15 protein-coding genes are annotated in these 13,681 nt (G+C 61.7%); 4 read left to right on the forward strand and 11 right to left on the reverse strand.

What is annotated here, in order from left to right; translation table 11 throughout:
* Positions 1-43 precede the first annotated feature (43 nt).
* On the forward strand, positions 44-1,282 hold the full coding sequence (locus DX908_RS09365; RefSeq protein WP_158548635.1) for a glycosyltransferase: 1,239 nt from the start codon (positions 44-46) through the stop codon (positions 1,280-1,282).
* Positions 1,283-1,561: 279 nt separating this feature from the next.
* Here the strand turns inward: DX908_RS09365 and DX908_RS09370 are convergent, their stop codons facing one another.
* From DX908_RS09370 to DX908_RS09420, 11 genes are read right to left on the reverse strand one after another with little or no spacing between them, the layout of a single operon-like run.
* Complete coding sequence (locus tag DX908_RS09370) at positions 1,562-1,963, reverse strand: GFA family protein (RefSeq protein ID WP_199564665.1); 402 nt, start codon at positions 1,961-1,963, stop codon at positions 1,562-1,564.
* A gap of 13 nt (positions 1,964-1,976) precedes the next feature.
* The gene (locus tag DX908_RS09375; protein WP_147303769.1) at positions 1,977-2,942 is read right to left on the reverse strand and encodes a hypothetical protein; all 966 of its coding nucleotides are present in this window, start codon (positions 2,940-2,942) and stop codon (positions 1,977-1,979) included.
* The gene (locus tag DX908_RS09380) at positions 2,939-3,697 is read right to left on the reverse strand and encodes a HesA/MoeB/ThiF family protein (protein WP_116392082.1); all 759 of its coding nucleotides are present in this window, start codon (positions 3,695-3,697) and stop codon (positions 2,939-2,941) included. Before DX908_RS09380 ends, DX908_RS09375 begins: the two co-directional genes overlap by 4 nt.
* Entirely contained in the window at positions 3,694-4,155 is a 462-nt protein-coding gene (gene dut, locus DX908_RS09385; protein ID WP_116392083.1) for a dUTP diphosphatase, read from the reverse strand. The genes DX908_RS09380 and dut overlap by 4 nt, the downstream gene beginning before the upstream one ends.
* Positions 4,152-5,483 (reverse strand): bifunctional folylpolyglutamate synthase/dihydrofolate synthase, encoded by a 1,332-nt coding sequence (locus DX908_RS09390; RefSeq protein WP_116392084.1) that lies wholly within the window; start codon positions 5,481-5,483, stop codon positions 4,152-4,154. Before DX908_RS09390 ends, dut begins: the two co-directional genes overlap by 4 nt.
* A gap of 1 nt (position 5,484) precedes the next feature.
* Positions 5,485-6,453, reverse strand: a complete 969-nt coding sequence (gene accD, locus DX908_RS09395; protein WP_116392085.1) for an acetyl-CoA carboxylase, carboxyltransferase subunit beta — start codon at positions 6,451-6,453, stop codon at positions 5,485-5,487.
* Between the two features lie 9 nt (positions 6,454-6,462).
* Positions 6,463-7,284, reverse strand: a complete 822-nt coding sequence (gene trpA / locus DX908_RS09400) for a tryptophan synthase subunit alpha (protein WP_116392086.1) — start codon at positions 7,282-7,284, stop codon at positions 6,463-6,465.
* 38 nt (positions 7,285-7,322) lie between these two features.
* Positions 7,323-8,576, reverse strand: a complete 1,254-nt coding sequence (gene trpB, locus DX908_RS09405; RefSeq protein ID WP_116392087.1) for a tryptophan synthase subunit beta — start codon at positions 8,574-8,576, stop codon at positions 7,323-7,325.
* A 15-nt stretch (positions 8,577-8,591) separates the two neighbouring features.
* The gene (locus DX908_RS09410; protein ID WP_199564666.1) at positions 8,592-9,263 is read right to left on the reverse strand and encodes a phosphoribosylanthranilate isomerase; all 672 of its coding nucleotides are present in this window, start codon (positions 9,261-9,263) and stop codon (positions 8,592-8,594) included.
* A 10-nt stretch (positions 9,264-9,273) separates the two neighbouring features.
* Positions 9,274-9,609 (reverse strand): LapA family protein, encoded by a 336-nt coding sequence (locus tag DX908_RS09415; RefSeq protein WP_116392088.1) that lies wholly within the window; start codon positions 9,607-9,609, stop codon positions 9,274-9,276.
* A gap of 51 nt (positions 9,610-9,660) precedes the next feature.
* On the reverse strand, positions 9,661-9,966 hold the full coding sequence (locus tag DX908_RS09420) for an integration host factor subunit beta (RefSeq protein ID WP_116392089.1): 306 nt from the start codon (positions 9,964-9,966) through the stop codon (positions 9,661-9,663).
* 185 nt (positions 9,967-10,151) lie between these two features.
* On the opposite strand from DX908_RS09420, the gene DX908_RS09430 reads away from it, so the two are divergent.
* The 3 genes from DX908_RS09430 to coaBC are packed head-to-tail and all read left to right on the forward strand — an operon-like array spanning position 10,152 to position 13,679.
* Positions 10,152-10,919 (forward strand): class I SAM-dependent methyltransferase, encoded by a 768-nt coding sequence (locus tag DX908_RS09430; protein WP_233508666.1) that lies wholly within the window; start codon positions 10,152-10,154, stop codon positions 10,917-10,919.
* A 4-nt stretch (positions 10,920-10,923) separates the two neighbouring features.
* Positions 10,924-12,444, forward strand: coding sequence for a 2-polyprenylphenol 6-hydroxylase (ubiB, locus tag DX908_RS09435; protein ID WP_116392092.1), 1,521 nt, complete (start codon positions 10,924-10,926; stop codon positions 12,442-12,444).
* Positions 12,441-13,679 (forward strand): bifunctional phosphopantothenoylcysteine decarboxylase/phosphopantothenate--cysteine ligase CoaBC, encoded by a 1,239-nt coding sequence (coaBC, locus tag DX908_RS09440; RefSeq protein WP_116392093.1) that lies wholly within the window; start codon positions 12,441-12,443, stop codon positions 13,677-13,679. Before ubiB ends, coaBC begins: the two co-directional genes overlap by 4 nt.
* Positions 13,680-13,681: the final 2 nt, after the last annotated feature.

A 13,681-nucleotide genomic window follows, 5' to 3' on the forward strand; every position in this document is an offset into this window, starting at 1 on the left:
CTTCTTAATCAAGCGGTCCTGCATGACGGGGGAGAATACTGGGATGAAAATCCTGTTCCTGCACAACAACTACCCGGCCCAGTTCGGGGCGATCGGGCATTATCTCGCAAGCGAAGGCTGGGAGGTCAGTTTCATGACCCAGCGCGCGGGCACGAAGTCTGACGTGATTAACGTCACCGTCTACCGCGACCGCGATCAGCCTAAGGAATATGATGTCGGCCACCCCTACCTGCAGAGCACGGGCAAGGCAGTCGTCACCGGGCTGTCGGCGCTGGAAGTCGCCAATCATCTGAAGAAGAAGCAGGGCTATACGCCGGACGTGATGGTGGCCCATTCGGGCTGGGGCCCGGGCTTGTTCCTGAAAGAAGCCTGGCCCGACACCCCGCAGGTCGGCTATTTCGAATGGTATTATAAGGGCGAGGCCGACGACGTCGTCTTCATGCATGGCCCCGGTCGTCCGCATTTTGAGAAAGCGCGCGAGCGCATCCGCAATGCAACGATCATGTCCGAGCTAATTTCCTGCGATGCCGGGCTCGTGCCGACCGCCTATCAGGCGTCCCAGTTCCCGCAGATTTTCCAGCCCAAGCTGCGCGTCATGCATGATGGGGTGGACACGGAGAGTTACAAACCCGCCGATCCGGGTGAAGTCACATTCGGGGACGACAAATTCACCAAGGGCGAGGAAATCCTCACCTATGTCGCGCGCGGCATGGAGCCCTATCGCGGCTTCCCTGAATTCATGAATGCGCTGGAGCTGTTGCAAAAGCGGCGGCCCAAACTGCGCACTATCATCGTGGGTGAGGATCGTACCGCCTACGGCAAGGCACTGAAATCCGGTAAGACGTATAAGGAAGATGCGCTGGAGCGGCTCGATCTCGACCTCTCGCGGATCACCTTTACCGGCCTTCTGCCGCGGAACGAGTACCGCAAGGTCATCCAGCTTTCATCCGTGCATGTCTATTTCACCGTGCCCTTCGTCCTGTCGTGGTCGATGATGGAAGCGATGAGCACGGGCTGCCTGATGCTCGCCTCTGACACCGCCCCCGTCCGGGAGCTGATCAAGCATGGCGAGAACGGCTATCTGACCAATTATCAGGATAAAGAGCGTCTGGCCGACGATCTTGAGAAACTTCTCTCGACCAAGGATGATCACGAGCATATCCGGAAAGCGGCGCGCGAGACGATCACCAATAATTACGCTGCACGCGATCTTTATCCGGCGAAGAAAGCCTTCTTTGCAGAGGTGGCCGCCGGGCGTCAGTTCTCGCGCGGTTTCGTCTGATCCCCTTAAAATGAGAAAGGGTCACGCATTGCTGCGTGACCCCGTCAGACCCGCCATTGATCCGGGCCATGTCCCTGAAAGAAGGGACTGTGGGACGTCGCCGTCAGGCGAGAGGCTGCTCCCGATCCAAAAGCTCGACACCAACCACGTTCCAATGGCGAATTTTCTGACTCGACATCAGATCACCTCCTTTCAGTTGCTTCCGCAGAGTGAAGGGTGACCTAAATTGCGGGTTCCAGCAAGCGGCGGGGAAAAGATTAGTTACCGCTGGTTCCGGGCTTATGCCTCAAAGCCATTCTGATGCTGCTTTCCTGAATCGCCGATTTCATCCCAGACAGCCTTGGAGCCGACCCAGATATGGTGGGCGACACGCAAGGTCTCACCGCCTTCGCTAAGAATGCCAGCCGGGACAAACATCGTGTCCGGATCATTCATGCCGGGAAGCGTCGAGCCGCAAGTCTTGCAGAACCAAGATTGCCAGTCGGCATCGGGCTTCTTCCAGTTCGAAACCAGCTCTTCTCCGCGTAGCCAGCGAAAGTCCTTGTTGGGAACAATGACGACAGGGATACCTGAGCTGCCAGTCAGTTTCCGGCAGATCGAGCAATGACAGACATAAATGTCTTTGAGCTCCGCATTGATCTCGAACGCGACGCCGCCGCAATTGCATTCAGCTTTTACCAAAGGACGCTCTCCCTTACGGCGCAGCGACATAGACCGGGATGAGGGCTGCCTGCTGACGTCGCCACGCTTCGATCAAGGTCTTGGCAAGCACGATGGCGGCGACCCGTGTCTGGGTCGGATCGGACCTTACAAGAATGGCCAGCCCCAAGGCGATGCATTGCGCCATGGCGGGGGCGCCGCCCGCAATCCGTAGCGCGTCATAGCCGGTTGAGACATCCGCACGGAAATCATCTGGGTTCGGCTCGCGCATCGCGGCGAGCGATAAAAGCGGCAGGGCTTCGGCGGCGTGCTCAAGCCGCTCTTCAATCAGGGCCGCGCGATGCCGCTCGATCTGCTTTGCATGATCGGCAAGGCTGTCCTCCGCGAGCGTGCCGAGGATCGCCGCTTCCATACGCGAGGGGCGGGGCAGGTCGGTTTCGGAAATCGCCTCAACCGCCAGATCAAGATCGATCAGATTATCGGGTTTGAAGGCGGCGAGCAGGGCAAGGTCCGGCATCAGGGCCGGGCCCGTCTGCCAGAAATGGCCGGTCTTCAGATCCTTCCACGCCGCGCTGATCCGCGAGAGCAGATAGCTGTCATCCGCGCGGTGCCCGCCGGAGAGGAGCGCGGCAATTGACAGCTCGATCCAGGGCGAGGTGCTGCGCAGCGAAAAGCTAGTCCATTGCGCGCGAAAAGCGGAGAGATGCGTGCCGATATGGCCGCTGACGGCGGGTGAGCCCATCAGGAAAGGCGCAAGGATCAGCGCTTCCCAATTCTCGAAACTGCCGAAGCTCCCCTCCGAGCGCTGCATGTCGAGGGCATAGTTGGCGGCGCGCGCGGGCTCGGCGCCGGAGGCAAGAATGATGACGGCCGCCGCATCGCGCAGCCTTTTCGGCGCGGATCGGCACGGGCCTGCCGACAGCTCCTTGCGGATCTCGAGATAATCGAGCAGCGGCAGCGAGGGGCCGGGGGCCACTATGGGGGCGGTTGCGTCGGTCAAGCGCGCACCTCGGCAGCGCAAACCGGACAGGCAGGATCTTTCGGCACCGAAATGCGTCGCAGTCGGCCTTCCCTTCCCTGATAGATCAGGAGTTCGTTTTTCATCGCCCCCTTCATACCAGTGAGATATTTCATGGCTTCGAGGGCTGCAAGACTGCCCACCACGCCGGGCACCGCGCCAAGGACGCCTTCGGTCTCGCAATCGGCGGCATCTTCAGGGGGCGAGGGCACAAGACAACGATAGCAGGCGGAGGCCTCATCCATGGGGAAAAGAGCGATCTGCCCGTCGAACCGCCCGATCGCGGCGGAGAGGAGCGGCACGCCTTCGGTGCGGCAGGCCTCATTGATGAGATAGCGCGGCGCGAAACGGTCAACGCCTTCGATCACGAGGACGCATCCGGCAACCAGATCCTTGGCATTTTCGGCATCGAGATATTCAGCCGTGAAGCTCACCTCAATCTCGGGATTGAGTGCGGCCAGCGCGCGTGCCGCGCATTCGGCCTTCGGCTTGCCGATGTCCTCGGTCGTATAAAGCGCCTGTCGCTGGAGGTTTGAGAGCGCGACCATGTCGGCATCGACAATGTGGATGTGCCCGGCCCCAGCAGCAGCCAGATAGGTGAGGATCGGGCAGCCAAGACCGCCCGCGCCGACCACGAGAATTTTTGACTCTTTCAGGCGCTGCTGGCCCTGACCGCCGATCTCCGGGAGCAGAAGTTGGCGGCGATAGCGTTCGATCTCTTGCTTGGAGAGGCTCATTGCCCCGTCGAGCCGAACCCGCCCGTGCCGCGGACGGTCTCTGAAAGCTCGCTGACTTCTTCGAAGCCGGCCTGCACAACGGGTGCAACGATCATCTGGGCGATGCGCATGCCGCGCTCGATCAGGAACTCTTCATTGCTGGAATTATAAAGGATGACCCGCAGCTCACCACGGTAGTCCCAATCGACCGTGCCGGGGGAGTTAAGACAGGTGATGCCGAATTTGGCGGCAAGGCCGGAGCGCGGGCGGACCTGCACTTCATAGCCTTCGGGTATGGCCATGGTCAGGCCGGTCGGCACCATCGCGCGCGCGCCGGGCGGCAGCGGCATGGGCGACTGATCCTCGGCGATGGCGGCGCGCAGATCGGCCCCGGCGGCGCCTGCGGTTTCGTAAGACGGCAGGGGCAGGTCTTCGCCATGCGGCAGGCGACAGACTTCGATGACGGGGCCTCGGCTCATTTATGGTCCTCCAGAATATGACCGGCGAGGTAGAGCGAGCCGCAGATCAGGATTCGCGGCATGCCCTCGCCGGAGCGTCCGGTATCCCTCATGGCCTGTTCGACGGCTGCCGTCACGCTTTCCATCGCCTCGGCCGGGACACCGGCATCCTGCGCGATACGGGCAAGATCCTCGGCATCATAGGAATTATTCGTCGGCGATTTCACGGTCAGGACGGTTGAGACGAGATCCTCGAAAGCGTGGAAGAATCCGTGCGCATCCTTGTTCGCCTGCATCCCGCAGATCAGGATGACGGGCTTGGGGCTGCGCTCTTCGAGGTCGGCTAGGGTGCGGGCGAGGGCCTGCGCCGCATGCGGATTATGCCCGCCATCAAGCCAGATCTCGCCGGGGTCGCCTGTATGGCGCTCGACCATGTGAACGAGCGGGCCTTCGGTCAGGCGCTGCATCCGGGCGGGCCAATGGGCTTTTTCGATGCCTTCGGAGATCGCGTCTTCGCTTGGCGCCAAGCCGGCGGCCTTTACGGCAGCAACGGCGAGGGCGGCATTGTCGATCTGGTGATTGCCCGCGAGCCGCGGCAGGCTGAGATCGCATAGCCCGTTCTCGTCTTCATAGACGAGCCGCCCGCTCTCCTGCCGATAACTCCAATCCTCATTATAGACATGCGGATTGGCGCCGATGGCGAGGGCCTTGGATTTAAGGGTTTCGAGCGCGTCGGCGCGCTGCTGGCCGGTGACGAAAGCGGCGCCCGATTTGAGGATGCCTGCCTTCTCGCCTGCAATCTCGGGCAGGGTTTCCCCCAGCCATGACTGGTGGTCGAGCGCGATGGGGGTGATCACGGCGGCGCGCGGATGCTCGATCACATTGGTCGCATCGAGCCGCCCGCCAAGGCCGGTTTCCAGCACCACGACATCGCCGGGTGTCTCGGCAAAGGCCAGGAACGCCGCTGCTGTTACGGCTTCGAAATAGCTGAGCGGCAGATCACCGGCAGCCGATTCACACCGGCCAAGCACGCTCGCGAGCTGCTCATCGCCGATCTCCTCACCGGCCAGCACGATTCGCTCATTGAATCGCACCAGATGCGGGGAGGTGAATCCATGAACCTTCAGCCCGCCAGCCGCGAGGATCGAGCGGATATAGGCGCAGGTCGAACCCTTCCCGTTGGTCCCGGCGATATGGATGACGGGCGGCAGCTTCTCATGCGGATTGCCCAGCCGGTCGAGCGCTTGGGTGATCCGGTCGAGACCGAGTACGATTTCGGCGAGGCTCCGCTCGGCGAAGCCATCGAGAATGGATTGAATGGCCGCCTGGGCGGCAGTCTGTGGGATCATCTCACTCGGCAGCTTTGGGAAGCTCTTCTTCCTCAGGGGCCGGTGCCGGCAGGCTTGCCTGTTCAGGTGCCTTTTCCTCGGCAATCTCAACGACAGGGGCGGCAACAGCCTTCTTCACGCCCTGTTTCATCAGGACACGAAGGAGAGAGGAAAGCGTTTCGCGCATCGCGTGGCGATGGACGACCTGATCGACCATGCCTTTTTCGAGAAGATACTCCGCGCGCTGAAAGCCTTCGGGCAGTTTCTCGCGGATTGTCTGCTCAATGACGCGGGGACCAGCAAATCCGATCAGCGCGCCGGGTTCGGCCAGATGCACGTCGCCCAGCATGGCATAAGAAGCGGTGACCCCGCCCGTTGTCGGGTGGGTCAGAACAACGATATAGGGCAGGCCCGCATCGCGCAGCATCTGCACGGCGATCGTCGTGCGCGGCATCTGCATCAGGGACAGGATCCCTTCCTGCATCCTCGCACCGCCCGAAGCGGCAAACAGCACCAGCGGCGCCTTGTCTTTAATCGCAGTCTCGGCGGCCTTGATGATGCCTTCACCCAGCGCCATGCCCATCGAGCCGCCCATGAAGCCGAAATCCTGCACTGCGGCGACAAGCCGGAGATGGTCGAGCGTGCCGCGCGCAATGACGAGGGCGTCTTTCTCGCCGGTCTTCTTGCGGCTGTCGCGCAGACGGTCAGAATATTTCTTGGTGTCGCGGAATTTCAGCGGGTCCTCATGGACATCCGGCAGCTCCACCTGATCCCATTTGCCGTCGTCAAAAAGCGCGGCGAGACGCTCGGTCGGGCTGATCCGCTGGTGGTGATCGCATGTCGGGCACACCTGAAGCGCTGCCTCCAGATCCTTGAGGAAGGTCATCTCCGCACAATTCGGGCATCGCGACCAGAGGGTGTCGCCTCTGTCGTCTCGCTGACGAAAGATCTTCTTGATGCCGGGCGGGGTGATGTCGGACAGCCAGTTCATTTCGATCTATTACCCAGATTTTCTTGCGGTTTTGATAGCGCGAGATAGCCCTTCAGCCAAACTCACGGTTTGTTTAATCGCGTGATCGTGACCTTTTTCGAGCCCCTTGGCGAGCGTGTCGACAAGGGCGGAGCCCACGACAACGGCGTCAGCCTCACGGGCAATCTCAGCGGCACGTTCTTCTGTCTTGATACCGAAACCAACGGCGACAGGTAAAGAGCTCGCCTTCTGAAGGCGTTCAACGGCGCCGGAAACAGCGGCCGCCGCGCCGGTCTTCGCGCCGGTGATCCCAGCAACCGAGACGTAATAGACGAAACCGGACGAGTTTTTCAGGACGGCGGGCAGGCGCTCATCATCCGTGGTTGGGGTCGCAAGTCGGATGAAATCGAGCCCCGCGGCGCGGGCCGGCAGGCACATCTCGGCATCTTCCTCAGGCGGCAGGTCGACAATGATCAGACCGTCTACCCCAGCGTCATGTGCGTCTTTCACAAAGCGCTCCGGCCCATAGGAATAGAAGGGGTTGTAATAGCCCATCAGGACCAACGGGGTCTCATTGTCCTGCTCTCGAAACGATCTTACCAGATCAAGCGTCTTGGGCAGGGTCTGGCCCGCATCAAGGGCGCGTTGGCCGGCCAGTTGGATCGCTGGGCCGTCCGCCATCGGGTCGGTGAAGGGCACGCCGATCTCGATAATGTCTGCGCCTGCGCCGGGCAGGGCGCGGATCAGCTCAAGCGAGGCGTCAAACCCCGGATCGCCGCCCATGACAAAGGGGACGAACCCGGCGCGGTTCTCAGCTTTCAGCTTCTCGAAGGTGGCGGTCAGTCGGGACATTGGCGGCGTGTGGCGAAAATGGAGGGCGGGGGCAAGCCTTACCCGATTTCGACTCCCAGATGCTCGGCGACGGAGAAGATATCCTTATCGCCCCTTCCGCAGAGATTCATCAGGACGATCTGATCGCGTTTCAGCTCACGGGCCTTATCGAGGGTCCGGGCAAGCGCATGGGCGGGCTCAAGCGCCGGGATGATCCCCTCGAGTTTTGAGAGAAGCTGGAACATGTCCAGCGCCTCCTTGTCGGTCGCGCTCTGATATTCGACCCGGCCGATCTCATGCAGCCAGGCATGTTCCGGCCCGATGCCCGGATAATCGAGGCCGGCGGAAATCGAATGGCCTTCGACGATCTGGCCGTCATCATCCTGCAAAAGATAGGTCCGGTTGCCGTGAAGAACGCCCGGGCGCCCACCCTGAAGGGATGCGGCGTGATCGGGGGTCTCAAGACCCAAACCCGCTGCTTCAACGCCGATGATTTCGACATCGGTATCATCAAGGAAGGGGTGGAAAAGCCCGATTGCATTCGAGCCGCCGCCGATACAGGCCATGATCGTGTCGGGCAGGCGCCCCTCGCGGTCGAGGAGCTGCTGGCGGGCTTCCCGGCCGATCACCGACTGAAAATCCCGGACCATGGCCGGATAGGGGTGGGGGCCCGCTGCCGTGCCGATGATGTAGAAGGTGTCCGCGACATTGGTGACCCAGTCACGCAAGGCCTCGTTCATCGCGTCCTTTAGCGTCCCCCGGCCGGAGGTGACGGGCACGATTTCCGCGCCCAGCAGCTTCATGCGGAAGACATTGGGTTTTTGCCGCTCGACATCGGTGGCGCCCATATAGACCGTGCACGGAAGGCCAAAGAGGGCGCACACGGTCGCGGTCGCGACCCCGTGCTGGCCGGCGCCGGTCTCCGCAATGATCCTTGTCTTGCCCATGCGGCGGGCGAGCAGGATCTGCCCCAGGCAATTATTGATCTTGTGCGCGCCGGTGTGATTCAGCTCATCGCGTTTGAAGAAAATGCGCGCGCCGTGGCCCTCGGGCGCTGTCTCACGCACATGCTCGGTCAGGCGTTTCGCCTCATAAAGTGGGGAGGGGCGGCCCACATAATTTGTGAGCAGATCCTCGAATTCGGCGTGAAACGCCGGGTCTTCCTTGGCCGCCTCATATGCTTTCTCCAGCGATAGGACGAGCGGCATCAGCGTTTCGGCAACAAAACGGCCTCCGAAGATGCCGAACCTTCCCTCTTCGTCCGGGCCGGAGCGATAGGAATTGGGGCGGGCGTCAGGGCTCGGACTGCTCATCTGGCGGGCTTTCTCTCAAGGGGTGCGAAGCGCGGCCCTAGCAGCAAGAGCCGCTTCGACAAATGCGGCAATTCTCTTGGGGTCTTTAACGCCTCTGGATCGCTCGACGCCGGAGGAGACATCGACGCCCGAGAAGGCCGGGAACATGTCACAGGCGCGGATGGCGTCCGCGACATTCGCCGGGGTCAGCCCGCCCGCTAGGATGAAGGGTGTCTCGCCGCGATAGGCTTTGAGGGCGGACCAGTCGAAGGGCGTGCCGTGCCCTCCTTGACGCTTATAGCCGTCTGGCGGCAGCGCATCGAAAATCCAGCTACCGGGGACGGGGTCACCCTCGCCGGGCAGGTCGCTTTCCTGCCAGATGCCTTTGGCCAGCATGCAATCGGGGAAGGCGCGGACCAGCTCAAACCGTTCCGCCCGGTTCTCCCGGCCATGGATCTGGACGATATCGAGCCCGACACTGTCCCTGATGGCGTGGATCTCCTCCGCGCCCTGATCCGCGAACAGCCCGACGATTTGCACTTTCCCCCGCGCCAGCTCGGCTAGGGCGGCGGCTTTCTCCGGCGCCACATATCGCGGGGAGACACGGGCGAAGACAAACCCGATCATCGTGGCCCCGGCATCAATGGCGGCCTCGACGGCGTCCTGAGTCGTCAGGCCACATATTTTGATATCGAAACGGTCTTGCACGAGAAAGGGACTAGCGTCGCAGCGCGAGCAAGCGCGACTTCTTCGGTGTATCGCCCACAGCGAGCGTCAGCTCGTCCTCAAGGCGGCGGATTTCGCGCTTTCTGTCCTTTGCCTTACGGCGCAGCGAGCCCGCGCTCAGCCACATGCCAAAGGCGCCAAGGAGGAAGCCGACAATGAGGCAGGCGATCAGCGCCGCCCAGAGCGGAATGGCCGGGGTCGCCAGCGCCGGGTTCTCAAGGCTTGTCGGGTCGAGACTGATCCGCACCATCTGACGGTTGGCGACGAAAAAGACGACCAGCAACAGCCCGAAGACAAAGAACAGGAAATAGGCGAGCAGTTTACGCATGCCGCCAGAAATAGGGCTTTTCGCAGCTCACGGCCAGTGGCGAAGCGGGTGTTATTCCGCCGCGGCGAGGGCGACGTCTTCCTGGTTCAGACGCTCGCGCATTTCCTTGCCGGCCTTGAAGAAAGGCGTCCATTTCTCCTCGATCTCGACAGGATCGCCGGTCCGCGGATTGCGGCCCACGCGCGCTTCGCGATGTTTCACCGAAAAAGCGCCAAATCCGCGCAGCTCAACACGGTCGCCCTCGGCCAGCGCAGTTGAGATATGGTCAAAAATGGCGCCGACGATTTTCTCGACATCCTTGACGAAAAGATGCGGATTCTCAGCCGCAAGCACCTGTACGAGCTCTGATTTAATCACGCCTCGCTCCCCATTGCCTCAATATCAACACACGCAATTTTTGCCCTTTGCGCGTGCCCCACAGCCTTATGTGTATAACGAGTAAGGTTAAAATGCCAGAGGCAACAACAATTTGCGAAAATGACGCGATTGCCCCTGTGGCATGCATGGTCCACATACCGCCTGATATTTGCATAAAGGCGAGCATGCCCATGGAGACCGTCAGTTTTGGGGATCGTGATGTCGCGCCCGAGGAAAAGGGCGGACTGGTGCGGGCCGTCTTCGGATCGGTCGCGCCACATTACGACCTGATGAATGACCTGATGTCGGGCGGGCTGCACCGGGTGTGGAAAGATGTCCTGCTCGACAGGCTGAACCCCCAGCCGGGCCAGACCCTCGCCGATGTCGCTGGCGGGACGGGCGATATCGCCCATGGCTTCATCCGCCGGGCGGGCACGCGGCCTGCACGTGGGCGCAATGAGGCGAGTGCCTTCATCATCGACGTCAATCACGCAATGCTCGAAGCCGGACAGGGCCGGGATGAGGAAGAAGGTCTCACCGAGAGTGTGACCCGCGTTTGCGGCGATGCCGAGGCGCTGCCGCTGCCCGATGCGTCGGTTGATACCTATACGATCGGCTTTGGTATCCGGAATGTCACCTATCGCGACCGAGCGCTCAAAGAAGCGTTCCGTGTTCTGAAAAGGGGCGGGCGTTTTGCCTGCCTTGAATTCTCGCGGCCCATCACGCCGCTGATTGAGGCCGCCTATAATACCTATTCCGATGCGGTGATCCCGCGGCTCGGCGGTGCCGTTGCGGGGGATGCGGACAGTTACAAATATCTGATCGAAAGCATTCGCCGCTTTCCGCCGCAGGAGGCGTTCGCGGCAGAGGTGCGGGCGGCGGGTTTTTCTCGCGTCAATGTCGAGAATTTGACCGCCGGGGTTGTGGCCATTCATTCAGGGTGGAAGATCTGACGCGATGTTCCGGACACTAAGCAATTTTCGGCGGCTTATCCGCGCGGGCTGGGTTCTCTCCCGGCATGACGCGTTGATCCCGCGTGAATTTGCGCACCTTCTGCCGGCGCCCGTTCGCCTGCTCGGGCGCCTCTCGCGTATTGGCGCGCGGGGGCGGGGCCTTCGGCCCGGTGAGCGGCTCGCCAAAGCGTTGGCGGGGCAGGGTCCGGCTTACGTCAAATTCGGCCAGCTTCTTGCGACCCGTCCTGACATTGTCGGCTTTGAGATGGCGAATGATCTGGGCACGCTCCAGGACCGGATGCCGCCGTTCCCGACGGATCAGGCAAAGGCAGAGATTGCCCGCGCATTAGGGCGCCCCGTTGAAGATATTTTCGCTGAATTTTCCGAACCTATTGCGGCCGCCTCTGTCGCGCAGGTCCACAGGGCGCGGCTAAAAGATGGCGGAGAGGTCGCCGTCAAGGTTCTCCGTCCCCGGATCGAACAGAAGGCGCGGCAGGATTTCCGGGCATTCCTCCTCGGCGCAAGGCTGCTGGAGAAATTCTTCAAGACTGTCCGCCGGATGGAGCCGATCAAATTCATCCGCACGCTTTCGGAAGCGGCAGAGGTCGAGCTTGATCTCAGGATCGAGGCGGGCTCGGCATCAGAGCTCATGGAAAATCTGCGCGAGACGCCGGAGATCCGGGTGCCGGACGTGATCTGGGACCTCTCCGCGCGCCGTGTCCTGACGATTGAGTGGATCAATGGAACGCCGGTATCGGATACGGCAGCGCTCGATGCGCGGGGGATTGACCGCCCGGCGCTGGCGCGGCTGGTGCTCCAGACTTTCCTGACGCAAGCGCTGGAGCATGGTTTCTTCCATGCCGACATGCACCAGGGTAATCTCCTGATTGATGAGAAATCCCGCCTTGTGCTGATCGATTTCGGGATCATGGGGCGGCTTGATGAAGAGGCGCGCCGGGTCTTTGCCGAGATCATCTATGGCTTCATCCGGCGTGATTACCGGGCCGCGGCCAAAGCGCATTTTGATGCGGGCTATGTGCCCGCCCATTATAATATGGAAGCGTTTGCCACCGCCCTGCGTGCGGTCGGCGAGCCGATTTTCGGGCGCACGGCGGAAAAGATGGACATGTCCCGCGTCCTCCAGCAGCTCTTTGACGTGACCGACGTCTTTGACATGCATTTGCGGCCCGAGCTGGTGCTCCTTCAACGGACGATGGTCGTGGTCGAAGGCGTCTCGCGGATCCTCGATCCCCAGATCAATCTGTGGGAGACGGCCGAACCCGTCGTGAAGGAATATATTGCCGCCCGTGTCGGCCCGCGAGCGATCCTCGGCAATGCAAAGAAAAGCGGCGAGGCGGCGCTGCATCTGCTCGAAGCTTTTCCGCAATTTGCGGCAGCAGCAGAGGAAGCTGCCGAGCAGATCCTCAATGGCGGCGTCAATCTGTCGGACGATACGGTCGACCGGCTGGCTGATGCCCTGCGGGGCAGGAGGCGGCGCAAATCCGATGCGCCGAGCGCGGCATGACGGCAGATGGCCTTTTAGGAAAGCGCGTGCTCCTTATCATCAGTGGGGGGATTGCTGCTTATAAATCCCTGTTTCTGATCCGGCTGCTCAAGACTCGCGGCTGCGCCGTTACCGGTGTTCTGACAAAGGGCGGCGCGGAATTCGTGACCCCGCTCAGTGTCGGCGGTCTGACCGGAGAGAAGTGCTACACGGATCTTTTCGATCTCACCGATGAAGCGGAGATGGGGCATATCGAGCTGTCACGTGCAGCCGACCTTGTCGTCGTTGCGCCTGCCAGTGCGGATCTGATGGCCAAGACAGCCAATGGCCTCGCCGATGATCTTGCGTCGACCCTTCTTCTGGCAACGGACAAACGAGTGCTCTGTGCCCCAGCCATGAATGTCCGCATGTGGGAGCACCCCGCGACCCAGCGGAATATTGCTACGCTGAAAGGGGACGGCGCGCTGTTCGTCGGGCCGGAAGATGGCGAAATGGCCTGCGGCGAATATGGCCCCGGCCGGATGGCTGAGCCCGAGGCGATTGTTGCTGCCATCGACGCTGCGCTTTCGGGCAGGGAGATCCCGCAATCGCCCGTTACGGACGGCCCGCTTTCGGGGCGGCATATCCTTGTGACGGCAGGGCCGACCCATGAACCGCTCGATCCTGTGCGGTATCTGGCGAACCGGTCTTCAGGCAAGCAGGGCTACGCGATTGCGTCCGCCTGCGCCGCGCTCGGCGCGAAGGTGACACTGGTCAGCGGGCCGGTGGGGCTCACCTCTCCGCCGGGGGTCAACAAGATCCGTGTCGAGACGGCCCGGCAGATGCTGAAAGCGTGTGAGGACGCCCTGCCAGCCGACAGCGCGGTGATGTGCGCGGCGGTGGCCGATTACCGGCCTGATATTGAAACGCCGCACAAGATCAAGAAGGAGCGCGGCGGGCTTTCCGCGATCACGCTCGCGGAAAACCCTGATATCCTCAAAACGATTGCGCAATTACCGGCGGATCGCCGTCCAGCGCTGGTCGTGGGATTTGCGGCGGAGACGGATGATGTGCTCGGCCATGCCGAGGCCAAGCGTAAGCGCAAGGGCTGTGACTGGATCATCGCCAATGACGTCTCACCCGGCACCGGAATCATGGGCGGGGATGAGAATGCGGTGACCATTCTCTCCGATGAGGGTCAGGAGAGCTGGACCCTCACGTCAAAACAGGAAGTCGCGCGGCGGCTCGCCGAACGGATCGCAGCCGCGCTTGCGTGAAT

This window comes from Parvularcula marina (assembly GCF_003399445.1).
Classification (GTDB): Bacteria; Pseudomonadota; Alphaproteobacteria; order Caulobacterales; family Parvularculaceae; genus Parvularcula; species Parvularcula marina.

Coding starts and splice junctions, on each gene's coding strand:
- DX908_RS09380 (WP_116392082.1), bottom strand. CDS start 3,697: ATGAGCCTCTCCAAGCAAGAGATCGAACGCTATCGCCGCCAACTTCTG.
- trpB (WP_116392087.1), bottom strand. CDS start 8,576: ATGAGCAGTCCGAGCCCTGACGCCCGCCCCAATTCCTATCGCTCCGGC.
- DX908_RS09365 (WP_158548635.1), top strand. CDS start 44: ATGAAAATCCTGTTCCTGCACAACAACTACCCGGCCCAGTTCGGGGCG.
- DX908_RS09415 (WP_116392088.1), bottom strand. CDS start 9,609: ATGCGTAAACTGCTCGCCTATTTCCTGTTCTTTGTCTTCGGGCTGTTG.
- ubiB (WP_116392092.1), top strand. CDS start 10,924: ATGTTCCGGACACTAAGCAATTTTCGGCGGCTTATCCGCGCGGGCTGG.
- DX908_RS09430 (WP_233508666.1), top strand. CDS start 10,152: ATGCCCATGGAGACCGTCAGTTTTGGGGATCGTGATGTCGCGCCCGAG.
- dut (WP_116392083.1), bottom strand. CDS start 4,155: ATGAGCCGAGGCCCCGTCATCGAAGTCTGTCGCCTGCCGCATGGCGAA.
- trpA (WP_116392086.1), bottom strand. CDS start 7,284: ATGTCCCGACTGACCGCCACCTTCGAGAAGCTGAAAGCTGAGAACCGC.
- DX908_RS09390 (WP_116392084.1), bottom strand. CDS start 5,483: ATGATCCCACAGACTGCCGCCCAGGCGGCCATTCAATCCATTCTCGAT.
- accD (WP_116392085.1), bottom strand. CDS start 6,453: ATGAACTGGCTGTCCGACATCACCCCGCCCGGCATCAAGAAGATCTTT.
- coaBC (WP_116392093.1), top strand. CDS start 12,441: ATGACGGCAGATGGCCTTTTAGGAAAGCGCGTGCTCCTTATCATCAGT.